21 protein-coding genes are annotated in these 21599 nt (G+C 69.1%); 10 read left to right on the top strand and 11 right to left on the bottom strand.

Features of this window, described 5'->3' with window-relative positions; translation table 11 throughout:
• Positions 1-13: 13 nt before the first annotated feature.
• From C5B91_RS05185 to C5B91_RS05195, 3 genes are read right to left on the bottom strand one after another with little or no spacing between them, the layout of a single operon-like run.
• On the bottom strand, positions 14-796 hold the full coding sequence (locus C5B91_RS05185; RefSeq protein WP_049913421.1) for a metallophosphoesterase: 783 nt from the start codon (positions 794-796) through the stop codon (positions 14-16).
• Between the two features lie 4 nt (positions 797-800).
• Positions 801-2729, bottom strand: a complete 1929-nt coding sequence (locus C5B91_RS05190) for a rpa-associated protein (RefSeq protein WP_115819184.1) — start codon at positions 2727-2729, stop codon at positions 801-803.
• The gene (locus tag C5B91_RS05195; protein ID WP_008093128.1) at positions 2726-4009 is read right to left on the bottom strand and encodes a Single-stranded DNA binding protein; all 1284 of its coding nucleotides are present in this window, start codon (positions 4007-4009) and stop codon (positions 2726-2728) included. Before C5B91_RS05195 ends, C5B91_RS05190 begins: the two co-directional genes overlap by 4 nt.
• A 100-nt stretch (positions 4010-4109) precedes the next feature.
• On the opposite strand from C5B91_RS05195, the gene C5B91_RS05200 reads away from it, so the two are divergent.
• Positions 4110-4487, top strand: coding sequence for a hypothetical protein (locus C5B91_RS05200; RefSeq protein WP_115819185.1), 378 nt, complete (start codon positions 4110-4112; stop codon positions 4485-4487).
• 15 nt (positions 4488-4502) lie between these two features.
• On the opposite strand, the gene C5B91_RS05205 is transcribed toward C5B91_RS05200, so the two are convergent.
• A complete protein-coding gene (locus C5B91_RS05205) occupies positions 4503-5612 on the bottom strand; it encodes a glycosyltransferase family 4 protein (protein WP_008093131.1) in 1110 nt (369 codons plus the stop codon).
• 120 nt (positions 5613-5732) lie between these two features.
• On the opposite strand from C5B91_RS05205, the gene C5B91_RS05210 reads away from it, so the two are divergent.
• Complete coding sequence (locus C5B91_RS05210) at positions 5733-6392, top strand: 2,5-diamino-6-(ribosylamino)-4(3H)-pyrimidinone 5'-phosphate reductase (protein ID WP_115819186.1); 660 nt, start codon at positions 5733-5735, stop codon at positions 6390-6392.
• A gap of 111 nt (positions 6393-6503) precedes the next feature.
• A complete protein-coding gene (gene trxA, locus C5B91_RS05215; protein WP_008093133.1) occupies positions 6504-6839 on the top strand; it encodes a thioredoxin in 336 nt (111 codons plus the stop codon).
• Positions 6840-6969: 130 nt separating this feature from the next.
• On the opposite strand, the gene C5B91_RS05220 is transcribed toward trxA, so the two are convergent.
• A complete protein-coding gene (locus C5B91_RS05220) occupies positions 6970-7284 on the bottom strand; it encodes a NifU family protein (RefSeq protein ID WP_004043595.1) in 315 nt (104 codons plus the stop codon).
• Between the two features lie 124 nt (positions 7285-7408).
• On the opposite strand from C5B91_RS05220, the gene C5B91_RS05225 reads away from it, so the two are divergent.
• Positions 7409-8125, top strand: coding sequence for a ribosome assembly factor SBDS (locus C5B91_RS05225; RefSeq protein WP_004043594.1), 717 nt, complete (start codon positions 7409-7411; stop codon positions 8123-8125).
• Between the two features lie 27 nt (positions 8126-8152).
• On the opposite strand, the gene C5B91_RS05230 is transcribed toward C5B91_RS05225, so the two are convergent.
• Positions 8153-8482, bottom strand: coding sequence for an FUN14 domain-containing protein (locus C5B91_RS05230; RefSeq protein ID WP_004043593.1), 330 nt, complete (start codon positions 8480-8482; stop codon positions 8153-8155).
• Between the two features lie 240 nt (positions 8483-8722).
• Here C5B91_RS05230 and hflX point away from each other — a divergent pair, with 240 nt between their 5' ends.
• Positions 8723-10024 (top strand): GTPase HflX, encoded by a 1302-nt coding sequence (gene hflX, locus C5B91_RS05235; RefSeq protein WP_008093134.1) that lies wholly within the window; start codon positions 8723-8725, stop codon positions 10022-10024.
• 61 nt (positions 10025-10085) lie between these two features.
• Here hflX and moaC read toward each other — a convergent pair whose 3' ends face one another.
• Positions 10086-10604: a cyclic pyranopterin monophosphate synthase MoaC gene (moaC, locus tag C5B91_RS05240; RefSeq protein ID WP_008093135.1), complete on the bottom strand. Its 519-nt coding sequence runs from the start codon at positions 10602-10604 to the stop codon at positions 10086-10088.
• Positions 10601-12037, bottom strand: a complete 1437-nt coding sequence (locus C5B91_RS05245) for an NAD(P)H-hydrate dehydratase (RefSeq protein WP_255409902.1) — start codon at positions 12035-12037, stop codon at positions 10601-10603. The genes moaC and C5B91_RS05245 overlap by 4 nt, the downstream gene beginning before the upstream one ends.
• Before the next feature lie 89 nt (positions 12038-12126).
• Here C5B91_RS05245 and C5B91_RS05250 point away from each other — a divergent pair, with 89 nt between their 5' ends.
• The 3 genes from C5B91_RS05250 (at position 12127) to C5B91_RS05260 (ending at position 16170) form a co-directional block, all read left to right on the top strand.
• Entirely contained in the window at positions 12127-13311 is a 1185-nt protein-coding gene (locus C5B91_RS05250; protein WP_115819187.1) for an MFS transporter, read from the top strand.
• Between the two features lie 42 nt (positions 13312-13353).
• Complete coding sequence (locus tag C5B91_RS05255) at positions 13354-13743, top strand: winged helix-turn-helix domain-containing protein (RefSeq protein ID WP_115819188.1); 390 nt, start codon at positions 13354-13356, stop codon at positions 13741-13743.
• 72 nt (positions 13744-13815) lie between these two features.
• Complete coding sequence (locus C5B91_RS05260; RefSeq protein WP_115819189.1) at positions 13816-16170, top strand: ATP-dependent DNA helicase; 2355 nt, start codon at positions 13816-13818, stop codon at positions 16168-16170.
• Positions 16171-16230: 60 nt separating this feature from the next.
• Here C5B91_RS05260 and C5B91_RS05265 read toward each other — a convergent pair whose 3' ends face one another.
• A complete protein-coding gene (locus C5B91_RS05265; protein ID WP_049913423.1) occupies positions 16231-16419 on the bottom strand; it encodes a hypothetical protein in 189 nt (62 codons plus the stop codon).
• Between the two features lie 237 nt (positions 16420-16656).
• On the opposite strand from C5B91_RS05265, the gene C5B91_RS05270 reads away from it, so the two are divergent.
• The gene (locus tag C5B91_RS05270; RefSeq protein ID WP_008093146.1) at positions 16657-16878 is read left to right on the top strand and encodes a hypothetical protein; all 222 of its coding nucleotides are present in this window, start codon (positions 16657-16659) and stop codon (positions 16876-16878) included.
• Between the two features lie 75 nt (positions 16879-16953).
• On the opposite strand, the gene C5B91_RS05275 is transcribed toward C5B91_RS05270, so the two are convergent.
• Positions 16954-18696 (bottom strand): DNA mismatch repair protein, encoded by a 1743-nt coding sequence (locus tag C5B91_RS05275; RefSeq protein WP_115819190.1) that lies wholly within the window; start codon positions 18694-18696, stop codon positions 16954-16956.
• A gap of 84 nt (positions 18697-18780) precedes the next feature.
• The gene (locus C5B91_RS05280; RefSeq protein ID WP_008093150.1) at positions 18781-19095 is read right to left on the bottom strand and encodes a UPF0058 family protein; all 315 of its coding nucleotides are present in this window, start codon (positions 19093-19095) and stop codon (positions 18781-18783) included.
• 405 nt (positions 19096-19500) lie between these two features.
• Here C5B91_RS05280 and C5B91_RS05285 point away from each other — a divergent pair, with 405 nt between their 5' ends.
• On the top strand, positions 19501-21516 hold the full coding sequence (locus tag C5B91_RS05285; protein ID WP_008093152.1) for a PAS domain S-box protein: 2016 nt from the start codon (positions 19501-19503) through the stop codon (positions 21514-21516).
• Positions 21517-21599: the final 83 nt, after the last annotated feature.

Raw genomic sequence — 21599 nt, forward strand, 5'->3', positions numbered from 1 at the left:
CGACTTCGGCCCCTCAGACGTTCCGGTAGTCGCCCAATCGCGTGCCGTCGAGCAGGTAGGCCTCCCCGTCCGCGAGGCCGTCGGGCAGGAACGGCGAGAGAAATCCCTGACCGGGGACGTTGACCCACGTCCCGCCCGAGGTGTCGTTGAACGCCGGGAACACCACGAGTTCGGCGTCGGCCCGCGTCACCTCCGCGGGGTCGACCTCGTAGTGCTCCGCGAACACTTCGGGAGCGAGAGCGCCGCGGAGCCAGACGCGCTCTTTCCGCGCGCCGCCGACCTCGTCCTCCAGCCTGACCGCCGGGTGCTCGTGAGCCGAACAGACCACGTCGGCGGCGAGCACCTCCCGCGAGGGCCACGTGTGGCCGTGGCAGAATCCCACGTCGCCGAGGCGGACGCCCGCGGGGTCTGTCACCTCCACGTCGTCGCCGAAAAATGCCGCGAGGCCGCCGTCGTGGTTGCCGGGGACGACCGTCAGTTCGGCGCGGTCGGCCACGGCGTCCGCGAGGTCGCGCAGTTCCTCGGCCTCGTCTCCCTCCGGGTCGCCGATGCGGTGACCGAGGTCGCCGAGGACGACCAGTCGGTCGGCGTCCGTCCGATCGAGAAGCGACAGCAGGCGCTCGCGGCGGACCGCGGCCTTCGACGGGAGTTCCACCCCGCGTTCGTACCGCAGGCCGGCCTCGATGCCGGCGTGGTAGTCGGCGACGACGAGCGAGCGCTCGGGGAACCCGCGTCTGCTCGTCCGCGCCACCGCGGCTGGGTGGCCGGGTATCGGTTCGACGAGCGGTCCCGACACGGCCTCAGATGGCCTTCAGCACGCCGTCCTGCGGCTCGTAACACCGGCCGCCGAGGAGCGCCTCTTGGATGGCGTCTTCGACCGCGCCGGGGTCCGCGCCGTACTCGTCGACGACGGCCGCGACGACCTCGTCGTGGGACGCGCCGTCGCCGTCGTCGAGGTCGTCCATGGCGTCCACGACGACCGATTCGAGGTCGATGTCCTCGGCGGCTTCGTCGGCGTCGGCCTCGGTCTCGGCGTCGTCCGACCCGGCGTCGAGCGTCGGCTCGGGTTCGGATTCCGGTTCGGGGTCGACCGCCGGTTCGGGTTCCGAGGCGGCGTCGGCCGCGGGGTCCGCTTCCGGCTCTGCTACCGGTTCGGCGTCGGCGGGTTCGTCTTCGAGTTGTTCGGTGAGGTCGTCCGCGTCGGGCACGTCGATGTCCGCCTCGCCGGCGGGGTCGACGTCCGCGCCGGAGGTGAACTCCGTACCGAACTCGGACTCGATTTCGGCCCGCTCGTCTTCGTCGAGTTCGTACATCCCGTCGGGGTCGACCGAGTCGTCGGCGTCGGTGGTCGCGGAGTCGGTCGCCGCGTCGGTTGACGACTCGTCGGCCGCGGCGGCCGACGCGTCCGCCTCGGGTTCGGGGTCGTCGAAACCGTCCTCGAAGTCGCCGAGCGTGCCGTCGTCGGAGCCGCCGAAGGTGTCCGATTCGGCCGTATCCGCGTCGGTGGCGTCGTCCTCGAAATCGCCGAGCGCGCCGTCGTCCGAGCCGGCGTCGAAGTCGGGCTCCGAGTCGGCGTCGAGCGAGTCGGACGCGAGGTCGGGTTCGGACGTGAGATCAGGTTCCGCAGCAGGTTCCGGCTCTGCGTCAGGTTCGGGGTCCGCCGCGGGTTTCGGCTCTGCGTCAGCTGTCGTGGACGGTGCGGTCTCCGGTTCTGACTCGGACGCCGGCTGGCTTTCGGTCGCGGTGGTCGCTTCGGCGGCGACGGGTTCCGAGTCGGATGCTGGCTCCGACTCGGGTTCCGGTTCAGGCTCGGCTTCCGCGGCGGGTTCGGGCTCGCCTCCGGCGTCGAGTTCCGGTTCCGGTTCCGTGTCGGCGTCAGCGACCGTCTCGGCGTCCGGTTCGGCGTCGAACTCGCCCGCGTCGGGCTCCGAGTTGTCGAGGTCGTCGCCGTCGTCCGCGTCCGCCTCGCCGACCTCGATATCGACGCTCGCGGCCGGTTCGAGGTCGAGTTCGGGGAGCGGGCCGAGGACCGCGTCCCCGCCGTCGCCGGGGGCGACGTCGAGGGGGTCGACTTGGTCGCGGTCGCCCGCGACGAGTTCGAGCGCCTGCACGGCGACTTCGCGCAGGGCCTCGAGGTAGGTCCGGGTCGTCCCGTAGTGGTCGATGGCGCGGGGGACGCCCGCCGCGAGCGTCGAGTCCACGCCGCGCGCTTCGAGCGCGCGAGTCAGGTCGTCGCCGCGGTAGGACATCGACAGCGCCTCGTCGAACACCGCGATGCGGCGGAGCGTCGCCTCGGCGGCCGAGACGATCCAGCGGTCGCGCACGTCGGCGTCGACGGTGTTGACGCTCTCGGGGCGGACCGAGGAGTAAACCACGTCGGCGTCGTCCGGCTCGTACGTCCGGGCCTTGCCCGCGAGCGAGACGAACGCCGGGGGCGTCGCCGCGTCGAGGGAGGCCATCGGCTCTGGCTGGTACTGCCCGGCGTAGGTGACGAACGCGCCCGTCGGGTCCGCGATGCGCCCGCGGAGCACCTCGTCGTTGACGTGTTCGACCTCGGTGAGCACGCCCGCGACGAACGTCCGGTTCAGCCGTGCGCCGGTGGGTGTGACCACGTAGTTCGGCGCGCGCTCCTCGTCGCTCTCGGAGTACGAAAGCGACGCGTCGTCGAACTCGGCGGCGAAGACGCGGTAGGCGATTTCCCGCGTGCCGACGACCGGCGAGGCGCTCATGCGCGCACCTCCGTGAGGAGGGCGGCCGCGCGTTCGGCCGGGTCGTCGTCCGTCTCCTCGAACTCGTCGGCTTCGAGGTTCGCGCCGTACTCGTCCACGGAGAGGTTCCCGCGGACGCGGTACTCGCGGCCGACGAGCGTGTCGGCGATGTCGTCGGCGACGACCTCCTTGTCCATCGCCTCGCGGGCGGCCTCCATCGCGTCGGCCATGGTCCCGCCGTAGATTTCCTCTGTGAGGTCGCGGTCGAGGATGGCGGTCACCGTGCCGGTGCCGTCGTCGAGAATCGCCTTCACGCGCATGTCGTCCTCGCCGTCGACCTCGCCGTGCTGTCGGCACTGACCGTTCTGGACGACGCGACTGCATTTGGGACAGCGCTCGATGAGCCCGGAGCCGTCGCGCACTTCGAGGACGTTGCCGAGCACTTCCACGTCGAACATCCCGCCGGCGTCGACGGCCTCGCCGATTTTCAGGCGGGGCGCGGAGTCGGTCACGGCGACGGGGTCGTCGAGGACCTCGAGCGTCGTGAACTCCGAGAGGTTCACCTGCGGCACGCCGCGGAACTCCCGGACGTACACGTCCGAGAGACGGACGCTCGCGCCCTCTTTCACGTCGGGGCGCGGTGCCCAGTCGGTGAAGGGGAGCCGGCCGGTCTCGTCGGCGACGACGCCCGAGAGGATTGTCGTCTCACCGTTTCGGCCGTCGATGGTGCGCGAGTCGACTTCGAGGACGCGGACCTCGACGGTTCGGCCGCGGTCGCCGGCCTGCAGGTCGATGAGGTCGGCCTCGCCGCCGATGCGGTCGTCGTAGGGCGTCTCGACCGTCTCGGACTCCACGCCGACCGTCGAGGACGCGCCGATGTTCAGTTCGGGCTTGCCGTCCCACTCGCGGACGCCGGCGTTACCGATGACGACGGAGTCGCCCGGTTCGAAGCCGAAGTCCTGCCACGCGGTGTAGGAGATGACGCCGGACTCGTCGGCGAGTTCTCCCTCGCGGATGGTCTGTTCGTCGCCCTGATAGACGATAGAGCGGGTGCCCACGGTGAGCACGCGGACCGTCACGGAGACGTTGCCGCCGTCGGGGTCGATGTCGGCGATTCGCTTCGTGGACGGCGCGCCGTCGCTGCCGCCGGAGCTTCCGCCGCCGTGTTTGCGGCGGACGCTCTGTTTCGCCTCGTCGAGCGGGACGCTGTACTGCAGGAGGTTCTGCAGGTCGGATTTGACCTCCTCTTTGTCGACACCGAGGGCGGAGGCAAGCTCCTCGGCGTGCTGGTCGAGTTCCATCGAGTCGGGATTCGCCCCCGTCGGATAAAAAGTGTTGCCGGGCGTGCGGGCGGCGACCGGCGGGCGAATCACTAAGTGCTCGCGTGTCAGTTGGAGTCGTATGTCGAACGACGAGACCCCGGACGCCGACGCCGCCGACGAGGAGGTCTCCTTCTCTGTGACCATCGAGGACGGCTGGACGACCATCGTGATGGAGGGCGACAAGGACAGCGCGGTCGTCGTCCGCTCGGCGTCCGGCGAGCGAATCTACCTCCCGCCGGAGGGGTTCGACGCCGAGGCGGCCACCGACAGCGCGTACCAGTCGTCGGACAGCCCCTACCAGTCGGCGTACGACTCGCCGTACCAGTCGGTCCAGACCGACGACTCGCCGTATCAGTCAGCCCGCGGCACGATGCCGCGAGAAGGGATGGTGCCGACCCACGGCGGCTACCGGATTCGCCACCCCGAGCCGGTGACCGACGTGCGCCTCCTCCGCTGAACGGGGGTCGCCCGCTCAGTTCGCGTCCGCCTCGTCGGCGTCCGCGTCGCTGGCTTCGACTTCGTTTTCCGCCCCGGCAGAGACGTCGGTGTCCCCGTCGAGGATGCTGTGGTAGTACTCCACCGTCTCGTCGACGACGCGGTCCCACGTGTACGGTTCGTACTCCGGTTCTCCCTCCAGCGAGAGGCCGTACTCGATACCGTCGGCGATAGAGCGCGAGTCGGGTTCGACCTCGATGACGCAGTCCTCGGGGAGGACCTCCGCCGCGCCGCTCTCGGTGGCGACGACGCGCGTGCCGGTCGAGAGCGCTTCGACGATGGTGATGCCGAACGGCTCGGACAGCGACGGCGAGACGAACAGGTCCGCCGAGGCGTAGTAGTCGCCGAGGGCCTCCTCGGGGACGTAGCCGGCCCATTTGATGCGGTCTTCGACGCCGAGCAGTTCGGCGAAGCGCTTGAGTTGGGCGGTGAGGTGACCCGACCCGCCCATGACGAGCGTCACGTCGTCGCGGGCGAGTTTCTCCATCGCGTAGACGAGATGCGAGATGCCCTTCTGGTCGGTGTGCCGGCCGACGAAAAACAGCATCTTCCCGTCGATGCCGAGTTCCTCTTTGAGGTCGCGCCCCGTCGTCTCGCACTCCGAAAAGCCGTTGTAGATGACGTGGCAGTCGCCGCCGTACTCCCGTTTGACCTTGTCGGCGAGGAGTTCGCTCACCGCGAGCAGGTGGTCACAGCGCTCGGCGATTCGGCGCTCGGTCTCGACTTCCCGCTGCGGCGGGTCGATGTTGCGGTCGGACGAAAGCGAGTGGAACGTGGTCACCCACTCCACGTCCTCGTTGTTCGACTTCGCGCGCGACCCCGGCCCGTAGCCGAACCAGTCGTGGGTGTGGACGATGTCGGCCTCGGCGGCGCGCTCCGCGAACGTCGACCCCAGCCGTCCGATTCGGGTGATGATGTCCCCTTCGCCCGTCGGGACCCCGACGATTCCCTCGCGGTCCGGCGCGTACTCGGCGGGAAGCACGAGTTCGATGTCCACGTCATCCCGGTCTTCGAGTCGCTCGAACATTTCGCCGACGTGCGTGTCGAGCCCGCCGCTGACGTTCGGCGGAAACCCCCACCCCAGCATCAGGACCTTGGCAGTCATAGATGCCACAATGTACCACAGAGGCCTATTTAATTCCTGTCCGGCAATACTGCGACGGCACCCCACCGAAAGGCGTTTTCGCCGCGGCGACGACCCGCGAGTATGCACGTCCACGTCAACGCCGCCGCCAGCCTCGACGGCAAGCTCTCGTCTCGCCGCCGCGAGCAGGTGATGATAAGCGGCGACGACGACTTCGCCCGCGTGGACGAGATTCGCGCGGCCGCAGACGCCGTCGCCGTCGGCGTCGGAACCGTCCTCGCCGACGACCCGCACCTCACGCTCGACGACCCCGACCTCGTCGCGGCCCGCGAAGAACGGGGCGACCCGCCGCATCCCGCCCGCGTCGTCGCCGACTCGCGCGCTCGAACTCCGACCGACGCCCGGATTCTGGACGACGCGGCGACGACCTACGTGCTCGTCTCCGAGGCCGCGCCCGCCGACCGCCGCGAGGCGCTCGACTCCGCCGGCGCGGAACTCGTCGTCGCGGGCGCGGAGCGAGTGTCGCTCCCCGACGCCTTCGACGCGCTCGAATCGCACGGCGTCGACCGGCTCATGGTCGAAGGCGGCGGGGAACTCATCTTCTCGCTGTTCGAGGCCGGTCTCGTCGACGAACTCACACTCTACGTCGGCTCGATGGTCATCGGGGGCCGCGACGCGCCGACGCTCGCCGACGGCGAGGGCTTCGTCGCCGACTTTCCCAAGCTATCGCTCCGCGACGTGGAGCGCGTCGACGACGGCGTGCTCCTGACCTACGACTGCTGAGGATCGCTCCCTGAATCCGGCCGGTTTCGCCGCGAACACGGAGTTTCGCGGTCGTGCGTCGGCACGCAAACAGGCGCAATGGGTAAGAGTGTCGCGCCGATACGTGGAGGTATGAGCACTCCGAAGACAACCGATGCACCCGTCCACGTCGAGAGTTCGGACCACCTCGACGAACTCATCGCCGACAACGCGGTCGTCCTCGTGGACTACCACGCCGAGTGGTGCGGCCCGTGTAAGATGCTCGAACCCACCGTGGAGGAAATCGCCGAGGAGACCGACGCCGTCGTCGCCAAGGTCGACATCGACGAACTCCAAGAACTAGCCCGCGAGAAAGGAATTCGCAGCGTCCCGACCCTGCAGTTCTACGCCGGCGGCGAGCAGGTCAAAGAGGTCATCGGCGTCCAGAGCAAAGAGGACCTCGTCGACATCATCGAAGCCGCCGCGTAACTCGGCGTCCGCTCGACTCGACTCGACTCGGTTCCTCAGTTTTCTCCCACGGCGAGCGACGGCGCGGCGCGGGCTCGGGGCGGCGTCGCTCGTCGGGGCGGTTCGGTCGAAAAGCGATGTCAGAGGCCGCTCAGAAGGGCGCGTCGGACACGTCGGGTTCGAACCCCGCGCCCGGTTCGTCGTCGTAGAAGCCGCCGGTCGAGGCGTGGACCGCGTCTATCTCCTCGAACTCGGCGACCATGCGCGCCTTCAGCGCCTGAATCGTCATCGGCGAGATGCCGCATCCGGAACACGCGCCGGTGAGTGAAATCCACACCTCGCCGGTCTCCTCGTCGATTGCCTCGATACCCGCGTCGCCGCCGTGCATCTCGATTTGGGGGAAGTTCCGCCGCATGAACAGGTCGAGCCGTTCTTCGAGGGACTTCTCCGACGTCTGCGAACTCATACCGAGAGGTGGGGTGCGGGCGAGCATAACGATTGCTCCGAACGGGTCGCGGCGAATTTCGCGAGACGCTGTCGGGGGAGTCGGTCGGCGAGGGCTTTTTACCACGGAGAGAGTATCGGAACCTATGATTTCACTCGACGAGGCAGTCACGGCCCGCCTGGAATCTCACGGCGCGCGGTTCGAGGTGCTCATCGACCCCGACGCGGCGCTCTCGATAAAGCGCGGTGAGTTCGACGGCGACCTCGAAGAGGTCATCGCCGCCGAAGACGTGTTCGAGGACGCCTCCCGCGGCGACCGCCCCGCCGAGAACGACCTCGAGAAGGTGTTCGGAACGACCGACCCGCTCCAGATAATCCCCGAGGTCGTCAAGAAAGGGGAGATTCAGATCACGGCCGAACAGCGCCGCGAGATGCAAGAACAGAAGCGCAAGTCGCTCATCAACCGCATCGCCCGCAACGCGGTCAACCCGCAGATGAACGACTCGCCGCACCCGCCGGAGCGAATCGAGCGCGCGCTCGAAGAGGCCGGGTTCAAAATCGACCCGATGGAGCCGGTCGAGTCGCAGGTCGACGACGCGCTCGACGCGCTCCGACCCGTGTTGCCAATCAAGTTCGCCGAAGTCACCGTCGCCGTCCAACTCCCGGCCGAGTACGCCGGCAGCGGACAGGCACAGATTCGGAGCTACGGCGACCTCGAACGCGAGGAGTGGCAGAACGACGGCTCGTGGGTCGGCGTCATCACGTTCCCCGCGGGGATGCAAAACGACTTCTACGACAAGGTGAACAACATCACGAGCGGCACGGCCGAGACGCGCATCGTCAAGGACGAAGACGAACTCTGAGGCGCGTCGGCGAGTCTCGAACGCGAACTACCCCTTCTTGAAGCCGACGAGGAAACCGCCGGAGAAGCCGGCGGAGATAGACAGGGTCGAGAGCACCGTCGAAATCCAGTCCGGCGGCGCGCCGGTCGCGGCGTCCTGCGTGGCGCTCACGAGGCCGCCGGTGAGGCGCTCCCAGTCGACGGTGATGATGCCCCGCGATTCGAGGAACTTGAACACGGCGAGTTCGAGGCCGACGATGACGGCGATGAGCTTCGCGATTTTCTTGGCCGCGAAGCCGATGATACCGCCGATGACGGCCCCGCTCCCGAACTCGATGCCGAGCTGCTGCGGGTCGATGCTCAGTTGCAAGGGGTCCATACGGCGAACATCCCGCCCGTTGGTATAAGTGATTTGTGGGGAGACTGTCGCAGTCACCGAACTGTCAGGTCGCGTCCGGGCAACCTACAAGAGTCCCGGCGTCCAAACGCGGCCATGGAACGGGAGGTGACGGGACGCCATCTCGACGCGTGACCCCGGCCGAGCGGGGCTTAAGTGCCTCCGGCGGCTAGTACCGACTGACACAGTGCAGGCTACGTACCCCACACTCGAGGTGCGGCGATGAGTCGCGTCGTCGTCGCGAAGCGCGTCGACCGCGGCGACGCCGACCTCACGGAGATTTCCGACCTCGCCCGCGCGGCGGGCTACGAGGTGGTCGGCGAACTCACCCAGACCCGAGAGGAGGACGCCGCGTTCCACTTCGGCGAAGGGAAGGTCGGCGAGTTAGCGTCGCTCGTCGCGCGTGAGGACGCCGCCGCCGTCGTCTTCGACAACCGACTGGGCCCCTACCAGACGTACAACATCGCCCAGAAGCTCCCGGACGACGCGGAGGTCATCGACCGCTTCACGCTCATCCTCGAAATCTTCGGCCAGCGGGCCAACACCCGCAAGGCGCAGCTACAGGTCGAACTCGCGGAGCTACGCTACGAACTGCCGCGCGCCGAGGCGAAGGCGTCGCTGGCGAAGCGCGACGAGCGCCCCGGGTTCATGGGCCTCGGCGAGTACGACGAGAGCCGCGAGCAGGACATCAAGGCCCAGATTTCGCGCATCAAGAACGAACTGGACGCCATCGCGGACAAAGAGGAGACCCGGCGCGAACAGCGCCGCGAGTCCGGCTTCGACCTCGTGGCCCTCGCGGGCTACACGAACGCCGGGAAGTCGACGCTGATGCAGCGGCTCGCCGCCGACCTCGAAGTCGGCCAGAACGACGACCTTCACCCGGACCTCGACCCGACCGCGGAGTCCCAAGACAAGCTGTTTACCACCCTCGGGACGACCACGCGCCGCGCCGAGACGGGCAAGCGCGACGTGCTTCTCACCGACACCGTCGGGTTCGTCTCGGACCTCCCCCACTGGCTCGTGGAGTCGTTCAAGTCCACGCTCGATTCGGTCTACCGCGCCGACCTCGTGTTGCTCGTCGTGGACGCCTCCGAGCCCATCGAGGAGATGCGCGAGAAGCTCGTCACCAGCCACGACACGCTCTACGAGCGCAACGAAGCGCCCATCGTGACCGTGTTCAACAAGGTGGACAAGGTCGAGGCCGAGGAACTCGAGGAAAAGCGCGCGGCGCTGTCGGCGCTCGCGCCCAATCCGGTCGCCGTTTCGGGGCTGACCGGCGAGAACGTCGAGGAACTGGCCGACCGCGTCGAGGGCGAACTGCCCGCGTGGAAGCGCGAGCGACTGCTGTTGCCGATGGCCGACGACACGATGAGCCTCGTCTCGTGGCTCTACGACCACGCCCACGTCGAGGCCGAGGAGTACGAGGGCGAACAGGTCCACGTCGAGTTCGAGGCGCGCCCCGCAATCGTCGAGAAGGCGCGGGCGAAGGCCGCCGACCTCTCCGCGCCGGCCGACTCGGCCTGAGTCGAACCGTCGGAGCCGCCCGCCTCGGCGCGGACGGCGGAAGTCGGACCGCCGACCCGACTCAGTCGAGCGTCTCTTTTTCCTTCGTGACGACTTCGACGTCCGAGATGCGCGTCCCCGGATACTGGCCGTCGTCGTTTTTCTCCGCGGCTTTCACCATGTCCCAGACGACGTTGAGGCCGGTCGTCACGCCCTCTAACGCCTCCATCTCACAGCCCGTCTTGCCGGTCGTGCCGACCGTCACGGAGAGCGTGACCGACTCGTCGGCCACCTCGAACTCGGTGTCGACGTTCGTGATGGGTATCTGGTGGCACATCGGAATCGTCTCCCACGTGTGTTTGACGGCCTGAATCGCGCCGATTCGGGCCGTCGCCAACACGTCGCCTTTCCCGATTTCGTCGTCGCGGATGGCCCGAACGGTGTCGGCGCTGAGGTGGATGGTCCCGCGGGCGACCGCGCGGCGGCGGGTGTCCGGTTTCGCGCCCACGTCGACCATCTGCACGTTGCCCTCCTCGTCGACGTGGGTCAGGTCGCGGTCGTCCGAGTCGTTCGACGCTGTCCCGGCGCGCTCGTCGCTCACTCTCCGTCACCTCGGAGGCCGACGGGCAGTCGTTCGAGTAGGTCGGTCGCGACGAGGCCGCCGCCGAACTCCTCGGCGGCGAAGTCGCCCGCGCGGCCGTTCGCGTAGGCCGCGACGGCGGCCGCGTCGAGCGGGGGCAAGACGGCCGCGAGCGCGCCGGTCGCGCCCGCGAGCACGTCCCCGGTTCCACCGACGGTCATGCCGGGGTTCCCGGTCCGGTTGACGCGGACGGCGTCGCCGTCGGAGACCACGTCGTACGCGCCTTTCACGAGGAGCGTGTGGCCGAGGTCGGCGGCGAACTCGCGGACGAGGTCGCGTCGCGTCTCCCAGTCGGCGTCGGTCTCGCCACCCATCTTCCGCAACTCGCCCTGATGGGGCGTGCAAATCAGGGTCGCCTCGGTCTCCACCTCGGGGACGACCTGCAGGGCGTCGGCGTCGACGACGGCGGTCCCGTCGTAGGCGGCGAGGAACTCGCGGACCGCGTCGAGCGACTCGTCGGCGTCGCCGAGGCCGGGGCCGAAGACGACGACGTCGCGGTCGGCGGCGAAATCGAGGAGGTCGGGGACGTGCTCGGGCGCGAGCCGGTCGCCCGAGAAGCCGCGGACGATGAGGTTCTCGGAGTAGCCCTGCACCTCGCGGGCGACGCCTTCGGGGCAGGCGACGCGGGCGAGGTCCGCGCCGGCTCTGAGGGCCGACTGCGCGGCGAGCGCGGGCGCGCCGGTGTACGGGCCGCCACCCACGACGAGCACGTCGCCGTGGTCGCCCTTGTGGCTCTGTGCGTCGCGGTCGAGCGCGAGCAGGTCGCCCGGACCGGTGAACAGTTCGGCCGCCTCGGGAATGCCGATGTCGGCGACGACGACCTCGCAGTCGAGGTCCACGAGGCCGGGTTTGTCGTCGTGGAAGGTGACGACCCGGTCCGCGTCAACCGCAAGCCCCGCCGCGTCGCCGGTGTCAGCGTCGAGGCCGGAGGGAACGTCGACCGCGAGGACAGTCGCAGACGATTCGTTGATGGCGCGCGCGGCCGTCGCCTCGGGTTCGCGGAGCGCACCGGTGACGCCGGTGCCGAGCATCGCGTCCACGACGAGGTCCGGGTCGCCGAGGTCGAAGGCGACCGAGTCGGTAACGGTCCGCCGGTCGGCCTCGCCCGCGACGAGGGCGTCCCAGTTCTCGCGGGCGATGTCGGTCGAAATCGTCTCCGGGCGGCCGAGCAGGTGGACGGTCACGTCGTACGCCTTCAGGAACCGTGCGGCGACGAGCGCGTCGCCGCCGTTGTTGCCGCGTCCGGCGACGATTGCGACCGACGCGCCGGGGTCCGCGAGGTCGCGGCAGGCCCGCGCGACGGCGTTCCCGCTCGACTCCATGAGCTGTTTCCGCGGCACGCCGAGCGCCTCGGCGTTCAGGTCGACCGCGGCCATGCGTCGACTCGTAATCATACGCCCCCGTTGGCCCGGGGCCGCGTTAACACATGTGGTCGCGGGTCGGATTCGCAACGCTTGACACGGCGGCGACTGAATCCGGGGTAGTGACTCGCCGCCTCTTCGGAACTCTCTGCGGACTCGTCTTCCTCGTCAACTTCGGCCGCGTCGCGTTCCCGCCGCTCGTCGAGACGCTCCAGACGCAGTTCTCGGTCGGTCCGGCGACCATCGGCGTCGTGACGAGCCTCGTCTGGCTCGGAACCGCCATCCCGCGAATCCCCGTCGGCTACCTGCTCACGCGCGTCTCGCGGTCGAAGATCGTCCTCGGGTCGGGCACGCTGCTCGTCGTCGCCGCGGCGTTCACCGCGAGCGCGACGTCGGTGCTGACCCTCCAAATCGGCGCGTTCGGCCTCGGCCTCGCCTCGGGCGCGTACTTCGTCTCCGCGACCCCGCTCGTCGGCGAACTGTTCCCCGAGCGCGTCGGCCGCATGGTCGGCATCCACGGCGCGGCCAGCCAGGTCGCCGCCGTCGTCGCCGCGCCCGTCGTCGTCTTCATCCTCGCGTCGTACACGTGGCGCGAGACGTTCTGGGTCCTGGCCGCCGCCGGCGCGCTCGTGACGCTCCTCCTCTACGCCGTCTCCCGCGACGGGAGCGCGGGGGCCGGCACGGGCGCCGACCGCGACTTCTCGGCCGCGCTCGGCCACTGGAAACTCATCCTCACGGGCATCCTCCTCATCGCGCCCGCGGGGTTCGTCTGGCAGGGCCTGTTCAACTTCCTCGTGTCGTACATGACGCAGGCGAAGGCGTTCGACCCCGCCACGGCGAGCACGATGCTCACCATCGTCTTCGCGGCCGGCGTCCCCGCGTTCTCGCTGTCGGGACGACTCGCCGACAAACTCCCGCACGTCCCCTACATTTTCGGCCTGCTCGTCGCCTTTATCGGCGCGCTCGTCGCCCTGACGTACGCGCAGGGCTTCGTCGCCGTCGCCGTCGTCGTCGCGGTGCTCGGCTACGTCATCCACAGCCTGTTTCCCGCGCTCGACACGTTCATGCTCTCGTCGCTGCCGAGCGACGCCCGCGGGAGCGCCTACGCCGTCTTCAGCGGCGCGGCGCTCCTCTTGGAGGCCAACGGGAGCGGCGCGGTCGGCTTCCTGACCGAGGCGAACTACGCATTCGAGTCGGTCTTCCGAACACTCGCCGGGGGGCTCGCGGTGTTCGTCGCCGCGCTCGCCGTCCTCTACGCGGTGAACCGACTGCCGGGCGTCGACCGGACCGAACCGTCGAGCGCCTGACCTCCCGAAACGGTTTACTTCCCGCACCGAAATGTCGATTGTATGTCAGGGTTGCTCCCGTCCGACGGAACCGTCGATACCAGCGACGAGACCGCCCCGCGCGTCCATTGGCTCGACGACGACGAGACGGAGCAACTCCTCGGAAGCCTCTCTTGTGACACCGCCCGCGACCTCCTTTCGTGCCTGCAGGACTCGCCGGCGACGGCGACCGAACTCTCGGCGCGAGTCGAGACATCCGTCCAGAACGCCCGTCACCACCTCGGGAACCTCACCGACGCCGACCTCGTCCGCGTCGCCGGCACCCGCTACTCCGAGAAGGGCCGCGAGATGAAGGTGTACGCCGCCGCCGGCGCGCCGTTCGTCGTCTGCGTCGGCGGTGACGACGGCGACCGTGAGGCGTTCGCCGAGGCCATCGCCTCCTTTCTCGAATAGCGTCGCCAACCCGGACGCCACCCCTCGCGCGAACGTTCAAGTACGAGTCCGCGGCCAGTCACCGACACCCCTATGGCCGTCGCAACTGGACCACAGAGCGTGACCTGGCAGGAGGTGTTCGGCCACCCGGAGGCGTACCCGGAGCAGGCCGACGGAATCGAGACCGCGATACAGACCGCCCGAGACGATGGATTTGCCGTCGTTGAGGGCGCGTGCGGGACCGGCAAGACGATGCTCGCGCTCACCGCCGGCATCGACCTCGTCCGCGACCCCGACTCCGACTACGAGCGCGTCTTCGTCCTCACGAGCGTCAAACAACAGCTCCGGCAGTTCGAGGCCGACCTCCGAACCATCAACGAGAACCTCCCGACCGACTGGAAACCCGTCTCGGGGCTCACGCTCGTCGGCAAATCGGACGTGTGTCCCTACAGCCGCGAGGGCTGCGGCGGCATCGACGACTCGACCGTCTACGACCGCTGTGAGGGCCTCCGCGACCGGACCCGCGGGCTCGTCGGCGACGGCGGCCGGACCAGCGCCGAGGCGCTCGCCAAAGACGCCCGCGAGCAACAGACCGGCCTCCTCGACACCGGTTCGACGAGCGCGGGCCCCTCCTACCTCGAAACTGCCGGCGACCCGACGCCGTACCCCAAGTCGATGCCGGACTACGAGGACGTGGAGTACTGCCCGTTCTACGCGAACTTCCTCGCGGACCTCCCCGAAGACGGCGACCCAATCGAGGCCGTCCCCTTCGAGTTCGACGACAAGGGACTCATCACGACCGAAGACCTCGTCTCGCTGGCCGCGGGCGCGGGGTCGTGTCCGCACTCCGTGATGGGCGCGCTGTTGCCCAACGTCGAGGTCGTCGTCGGCAACTACTACCACGCGTTCGACCCGACGACCGTCGGCACGTTCACCGGCGCGCTCGTCGACGACTCGACGTTCGTCATCTGCGACGAGGCGCACATGCTCGAACCCCGCGTCCGCGACCTCGTCTCGGTCGGCGTCGGCGACCGGACGCTCCGCGACGCCGAAAGCGAGTTCACCCGCGTCATCCAGCCGGTGAAGTTCGACGACGCCGGCAAGTCGACTGTCGACGCCGAACTCGTCCGCGGGGAGCTACAGGAGGCCGACGTGACGCTCCGCGAACTGGAGGAGACCCGGGACTTCATCCGCGACCTCCGGGAGGAGCTCGACCGGCGCGTGACCGCGCACCTCGACCGCGAGTACGTCGGCTGGCGCGCCGACCTCACCGAACTCGAAGACGAGGAACTCCCCCTGCGCGACCCCGAGGAGCCCGGCGTCGACGAACTCACCGAGTGGGCCGAGGCGAACGGCCACGACGAGGGGACGTGGGTCCGCGCCGAGGCGACCGGCTCGGCGGTCGCCCGCATCCTCGACTCGGTGGAGGAAGACGACAAGCGCCGGGCCGCGCCCGCGGCGGGGCGGGCGCTGGCGACGTGGGCCTACGCGGACCACGAAAAGCACTTCCGCGAAATCGAGCTCGAACGGACGTGGGACGAGATGGAGCCGCCGGAGTCGTGGCGTCGCGCGTACAACGTCCGGCTGTCGGTCCACAACTGCGTCCCCGGCGAGGCCATCGCCGAGCGCCTCGGCGACTTCGGTGGCGGCGTCCTCATGAGTGCGACGCTCGAACCCATCGACGTGTTCCGTCGCGTGACCGGCCTCGACGCCCTCACCGACGACGGCCGCCCGGTCGCCGAGCGGACGTTCGGCCTCGGCTTCCCCGAGTCGAACCGCGCGAGCTTCGCCGTCGACGTGCCGAAGTTCACCCACAGCAACCGCGGGCCGCCCGGCGAGGAAAACGAGACGCGACTCGCGTACACCGACGCCGCCGTCGAGGTGTGCGAGCGCTCGCCGGGCAACGTCCTCGTCGGGATGCCGAACTACGCCGAGGCCGAGTGGATGGCGGGCGCGCTCGAAGCCCGCGTCGACAAGCCCGTCCTCCTCGACGAGTCGTCCGACGACGGGGCCACCGAGCGACTCAAACGGGACTTCTTCGGCGGCGACGGGAAGGTGCTCGTGACGAGCCTCCGCGGCACGCTCACCGAGGGCGTCGACTACAGCGGCGACAAGCTCTCGGCCGCCGTCGTCTGCGGCGTCCCGCTCATCAACACGTCGTCACCGCGGACCCGCGCGGTGAAGACGGCCTACGACCGCGAGTTCGGAAACGGATTCGAGACGGCGCTCACGGTGCCCGCGGTCAGAAAGGCGCGGCAGGCTATCGGCCGCGTCATCCGCGGGACCGACGAGGTCGGCGTCCGCGTCTTCGTTGACGCCCGGTACGCCCGCGACTCGTGGAACGGCGTCCGCGACTACCTGCCGGAACAGGAGCGCGAGGAGTTCAGACCGGTCAGTCCCGACATGCTCGGCTTCGGCCTCGACCGGTTCTGGTCGTCAGTCGAGTAGTCGCGGACGCGCCGCGCCGCCGCCGGCGTGTCGAGGGCCAGACGTGTCGTCAGGAGAGCGTCAGCGTTCGTCGTCCCACGCGTCCCGGCAGTCGTCGTCGCAGAAGTGCCGCGCCTGCACGGCGCCGTCTTCGACCCACGTGACGACGCGGTGCGTCGGATTGTTGGCAACCGGCTCCCCGCACGTCGCACAGGTCGGGGCGTCTTCGGGGTCTACGTTCTCTTCCAAATCGGACGTGGGATCGACCATCGACAGCCAGATGGCGGTCCCGGGCACTTCAACCCGTCTCCGCCGGCAGAAGTCGCCCGGCGGGGCGGATTCTCCCGCGGAACTGTGGAATCCACACCCGCGCGAGGGAAACCGAAGCTATGTATCACTCCGTACTCCCACTTGGTGCAACGTTTTGTAACCAACGGGTATTGTCAATCACTACCACACTTAGTGAAGGTTATGTAATCGCCGTCGCGTGTGTATAGGTGACGGCGAATGTCAGAAGTGCCCGCCTCTCAGGACTCGGTTGCAGGGACCGCTGACCGCACCGGCGCGGATACCACCGGGGATTGCTTCCTCCATAGCGTCGTCGTCACCTATCGAGGGAGCCCGGACCAGGTCACCGTCTACCCCCGGCGCGACAGCTGCTGCGACCGAATGGAGGCGTGGCTGACCGCCGACGCCGACGCGTTCATCTCGCTCGACGAGATGTGCTGAGTCGTCGCCGCCGCGGTCGCCGCGCAGCCGACGAGAGCGCACGTCGCCGATAGCTCCCCGCGCCGCCGCGTCGGCTCAGCCGACGAACTCGGCGTCGGACAGTGTCTTTTGTACCGCCTCTTCGCCCACCGCCGCAGCCAACGCCTCGAAGCCGGCGCGCTCGGCGCGGTCGCGGGCGTTCGCCACCAGCCGCGAGACGATGAACTCCGGCGTGGACTTGCCGACCGTCCCGAACCGCGGCTGGTAGTCCACGCGCAGTTCCAACTCGTCGGTCAGCCCCTCGGCGAAGATGCCGTCGATGCGCGCCTCGGGTGGGAGCGGGCTCAGTTCGTCCGCGAGGTGCGTGACGTAGACGCCGAACGCGTTGCGCTCGACGGTAAGGTTCACGAGACCGTTGAGCAGGTCGGCCGCGCGACCCGGCTCGGTGATGGCCTCGAACTCGTCGACGAGCATCAGCGTCCGCCCGTCGCCCGAAAGCGGCGGCACGATGGACTTAAGCGTCGATTCGAGCACGCCCGCGTTGAAGCTCGCGTGCCGGCGGTGGAACACGACCGAGTCGAATCGGCCGACGACCGCCGACTCGGCGGGGACGGGGAGTCCCATCGACGCGAGGATGGCGACCTGCGAGAGCGTCTCCAGGAGCGTCGTCTTCCCGCCGCTGTTGGCCCCGGTGAGGACCGACACGCGGTCACCGACCGGCGGCGTCGGCCCCGACGCGCACGCGAGTTCGTGGTCGCCGACGGCGTAGGAGACGGGCTGTGGGTCGTCGATGAAGAGGTTTCGGGCCCCGCAGACCGCCAGCCCCGTCTCGGCGATGTCCGGTCGCGTCAGGTCGTACTCGTCGGCGAACCGCGCGAGCGACAGCGACAGCGCGACCTCGTCGACGGCCTCGACCGCGAGGTCCACGTCGTCGCGGGCGGCCCAGATGCGGTCGCGTAGCTCCTCGGCGACGGTCTCTTCGCGCGCGGCGACGTCGGCTTCGAGGTCCTCGACGAGCGCCCGGAGCGACGCGCTCACGAAGTCGGTCGCGTCGCGGGCGTCCTCGGCGGCGACCGCCTCGACCTCGCCGCGCGAGAGGTCGGTCTCCTGTGCGACGTACTGGACGAACGCGGCGCGGAAGTCGTCCAGCGAGCGGACGCCCCGCGACTGGATGGTTTCGAGCACGTCGAACGAGCCGGATTGGAGTTCGTTCGCGGTTTCGAGCCGGCTCCGCAGGCTGTCGAGGCGGTCGTCGGCACCCGCGGCGACCGAGCCGTCCTTGTCGACGTAGCCGAGCGCGCCGAGGGCGTCGCTGAGGGCGCCCGGGTCGGCCTCCTCCAGCGCGTCGAACGGCTCGCCGCGGAGGCCGGCCTCCCGGAGTTCGAGCGCGGCGCGAACGGCGGCGCGCTCGGTCTCGCCGGCCTCGTCGTAGTCGCGGAACGTCGCTTCGACGGCGTCGCGGGCGTCGTCGTCGAGGTCGGCCCACGCCTCCCGCGCCGCGAGGACGCGGTCGAGGCGGTCGCGTCGGTCTCCGACGGTCGGGAGCGGCGTCAGCACGCGGATTCGGTCGGCGGCGTGTTCGGTCAGCGCGCGGTCGCTCGCGAGCGACAGGAGGTCGTCGTACACGTCGCGGGCGTCGCGGGTCGACAGCACGTCGATGCCGGCCTGTCCGTCGGCGCGGCGGAGGATGCGAACCGCCCGCCCGCGGGTGACGCCGGCGTCGACGAGCGCCCGCACGTCGGCCGACTCGATAGCGGCGACCGCCCCCTCCCTGCCGAGAGCCGATTCCAGTCGGTCCGAGGTCTTCGGGCCGACTCCCCAGTAGTCTTCGAGTCGCATACCGGGGGCGTCTCACCGGGCGCTCTTAGGTCCATCCGTCGGCCGGTGCTGCCGCTGTTCGAGGGGGAGTCCGCGAAGAAAATATCAGTGTGACGTGACACGCTGGTCGGTGTCGGGGTCGGCGTCGGCGTCGGTCGCCTCGTCGGGACGGAGCAGGTGTCGGCCGGGCACCGACTCCGCGTCGCGGTCGAGCTCGCGGGCGGCACCGACCGCGAGCGCGGTCGTGAGCGTCCGGACGGCGTGCTCGTGGTCGGCCCGGCAGTCCCGGAGAGCCATCGGGCCGATTCCAAGACGGTGGTACGGTTCGAGGTCGGCGCTCGTGAGCACCCCGCGGTCGAGGTAGTCTGTAGCGATTTCCACGAGCAGCGAATGCACGTGAATGAGCTCGTTTTTCTTCATGGGTTGCACGTATGTGCTCATCCGGCGTAAATGGCGCGGTGGTGCGTGCTTTTGGTCTTGTATCTGCCTCGGCTAGAAATGAATGTACGCACCGGGGACACGAACGAAACACCCGTGGCTCGTCGGTCGGTTTCGCGGAAAGGGAGTTGGGGTTTGGGCAGGGACACGTCCCCAGGGCGGAGAGAGGGGGTAGGTTGTCGATTCCGCCGTAGGGTCGTGCGGGCACGACGAGTGACCCGGGCAGGTCACTGTGGCCATATAGTCGAATGGCGCGGTCGGTAGTAATTCACGGCCCTACGTGGTTAGGGCTGGCTCGGACCGACCGAGAAACGCACAAGTCAGTGGGGGTTAGAGTCGGGGTATGCACGCACGACGGGACGCCGGTTCGAGGGGGGGTCGAGACGGATGACCGACGGGTCTCCGCAGTCGGTCGACGACCCGTCTGCGACGGAGCGCGAACTGCGCCAGCGACTCGACATCCTCGCGACGTTCAACGAGGTCGTCGCGGACGTGAACGAGACCATCGTCGACGCCGGCGGGCGCGCGGACATCGAACGGCAGGTCTGCGAGCGACTCGTCCAGACGGACGAACTCCGGTTCGCGTGGGTCGGCGTCGTCGACGAGACGACCGGCGACGTGGAACCGACCGCGTGGGCCGGCGTCGAGGACGGGTACCTCGACGAGATAGACGTGTCGGTGTCGGCAGAGCGCCCCGAGGGAAACGGCCCGGTCGGCCGCGCGGTCCGGTCGAACGCGGTGCAGGCGACCCACAGCATCGCCGACGAACCGGCGTTCGGGCCGTTCCGCGAACCGGCGCTCGAACGCGGCTACCGCTCGGCGGCGTCGGTGCCCCTCGTCTACGACGACGCGCGCTACGGCGTACTCACGATGTACGCCGAACACGAGCGGGCGTTCACGGCGGAGCTCGCCGAGCCGATTTCGAATCTCGGCCACGCCGTCGCCCACGGCATCGACACCCACGTCCGACGGGAGCGCGAGCGCGAACTCGAACGCCGCGAGCAGGCGTTTTCGCGCATCGTCGAGAACATCGAGGAGTACGCGCTGTTCCGCCTCGACGCCTCGGGTCGCGTCGAGAGTTGGAACCGCGGCGCGGCGGCCATCAAGGGCTACGATACGGAAGAGATACTCGGCGAGCACATCGAGACGTTCTACACCGACGAGGACGCCGAAGACGGCCTGCCCGAGCGCCTTCTCGACCGAGCGCGGACCGAGGGCCGGGCCGAAAACGAGGGGTGGCGCGTCCGTGCCGACGGTACTCGCTTTTGGGCGTCTGTGACCATCACCGCTCTGACCGACGACACCGGTGAGGTCATCGGCTTCGCCAAGGTGACTCGCGACATGACCGACCGGAAGCGCCGCGAGCGACAGTTGGACGCGGTGTTCAACAGCACCTTCCAGTACATCGGGCTGGTCGAGCCCGACGGAACTGTCCTCCGGGTGAACGACGCCGCCCTCGACCTCGTGGACGGCGACCGCGACGACATCGTCGGACTGCGGGCGTGGGAGACGCCGTGGTGGCGCGGCGACGACGAGCGAATCGCCGACCTCCGGGCCGCGCTCGACCGCGCGGCCGACGGCGAGTTCGTCCGCTACGAGGTCGAGATAGACCGGGTGAACACGGACCGGCCAGTCGTCATCGACTTCTCCGTCACCCCGGTCCACGACGACGACGGCGAGGTGTCGCTTCTGGTCCTCGAGGGCCACGATATCACCGCCCGCAAGGAGCGAGAGCGGGAGTTGCGGCGCGAACAGGAGCGACTGGAGTTCGTGAACCGCATCATCCGCCACAACCTCCTCAACGGGCTCAACGTGGTCGGCGCGCGGGCAGACATCGTCGAGGACTTCGTGGACGACGCGGGGCTGACGCACCTCGAAACGATACAGGGACGCGTCCGCGAGATGACCGAACTCGTCGGGACGATGCGGACGTTCATGAAGGTCATCGTCGAGCGCGAGTCCCACGAGTTCCGGCCGCGTCGAATCGACGAGGCGGTCGACCACGGCGCGGAGTCGCTGCGGAGCGAGACCGAGGCCGCGAGCGTCGAAGTCGGACGACTCCCCGACGTCTCGGTCGTCGCCGACGACCTGCTGGACGAGGTCATCGAGCACCTGCTGAAAAACGCCGTCCAGCACAACGACAAGCCGAACCCGGCGGTCGAAGTCGAGGTTGGGGCCGGCGACGACGCGGTCGAACTCCGCGTCTCCGACAACGGCCCGGGCGTCCCGGACGAGGAGAAACACCGCATCGTCGACCAGCGCATCGAGGACCTGTCGAATCCGGGCAACGGGTTCGGGCTGTTTCTGGTCCGCGAAATCGTCGAGAGCTACGGCGGGACGGTCGCAATCGAGGACAACGACCGCGGCGGAGCCACGTTCGTCGTCACGCTCCCGCGAGCGTGAGTTCGGCCCGCGGGTCGGGTCGCAGTCGGTCGCGGGAGTTCCCCGTCCGTCGGAGACGACCGAATCGGGTCACTGAACCGCCT

This window comes from Haloferax sp. Atlit-10N, from assembly GCF_003586325.1.
Taxonomy (GTDB): domain Archaea; phylum Halobacteriota; class Halobacteria; order Halobacteriales; family Haloferacaceae; genus Haloferax; species Haloferax prahovense.

Bases quoted from the DNA above. Each gene is read 5' to 3' on its own strand.
- C5B91_RS05230 (WP_004043593.1), bottom strand. From the start codon at position 8,482: ATGGACCCCTTGCAACTGAGCATCGACCCGCAGCAGCTCGGCATCGAG.
- C5B91_RS05225 (WP_004043594.1), top strand. From the start codon at position 7,409: ATGATTTCACTCGACGAGGCAGTCACGGCCCGCCTGGAATCTCACGGC.
- C5B91_RS05210 (WP_115819186.1), top strand. From the start codon at position 5,733: ATGCACGTCCACGTCAACGCCGCCGCCAGCCTCGACGGCAAGCTCTCG.
- C5B91_RS05260 (WP_115819189.1), top strand. From the start codon at position 13,816: ATGGCCGTCGCAACTGGACCACAGAGCGTGACCTGGCAGGAGGTGTTC.
- C5B91_RS05200 (WP_115819185.1), top strand. From the start codon at position 4,110: ATGTCGAACGACGAGACCCCGGACGCCGACGCCGCCGACGAGGAGGTC.
- C5B91_RS05255 (WP_115819188.1), top strand. From the start codon at position 13,354: ATGTCAGGGTTGCTCCCGTCCGACGGAACCGTCGATACCAGCGACGAG.
- C5B91_RS05245 (WP_255409902.1), bottom strand. From the start codon at position 12,037: ATGATTACGAGTCGACGCATGGCCGCGGTCGACCTGAACGCCGAGGCG.
- C5B91_RS05280 (WP_008093150.1), bottom strand. From the start codon at position 19,095: ATGAAGAAAAACGAGCTCATTCACGTGCATTCGCTGCTCGTGGAAATC.
- C5B91_RS05270 (WP_008093146.1), top strand. From the start codon at position 16,657: ATGTCAGAAGTGCCCGCCTCTCAGGACTCGGTTGCAGGGACCGCTGAC.
- C5B91_RS05265 (WP_049913423.1), bottom strand. From the start codon at position 16,419: ATGGTCGATCCCACGTCCGATTTGGAAGAGAACGTAGACCCCGAAGAC.
- C5B91_RS05205 (WP_008093131.1), bottom strand. From the start codon at position 5,612: ATGCTGGGGTGGGGGTTTCCGCCGAACGTCAGCGGCGGGCTCGACACG.
- C5B91_RS05285 (WP_008093152.1), top strand. From the start codon at position 19,501: ATGACCGACGGGTCTCCGCAGTCGGTCGACGACCCGTCTGCGACGGAG.
- hflX (WP_008093134.1), top strand. From the start codon at position 8,723: ATGAGTCGCGTCGTCGTCGCGAAGCGCGTCGACCGCGGCGACGCCGAC.
- trxA (WP_008093133.1), top strand. From the start codon at position 6,504: ATGAGCACTCCGAAGACAACCGATGCACCCGTCCACGTCGAGAGTTCG.
- C5B91_RS05195 (WP_008093128.1), bottom strand. From the start codon at position 4,009: ATGGAACTCGACCAGCACGCCGAGGAGCTTGCCTCCGCCCTCGGTGTC.
- C5B91_RS05275 (WP_115819190.1), bottom strand. From the start codon at position 18,696: ATGCGACTCGAAGACTACTGGGGAGTCGGCCCGAAGACCTCGGACCGA.
- C5B91_RS05220 (WP_004043595.1), bottom strand. From the start codon at position 7,284: ATGAGTTCGCAGACGTCGGAGAAGTCCCTCGAAGAACGGCTCGACCTG.
- C5B91_RS05190 (WP_115819184.1), bottom strand. From the start codon at position 2,729: ATGAGCGCCTCGCCGGTCGTCGGCACGCGGGAAATCGCCTACCGCGTC.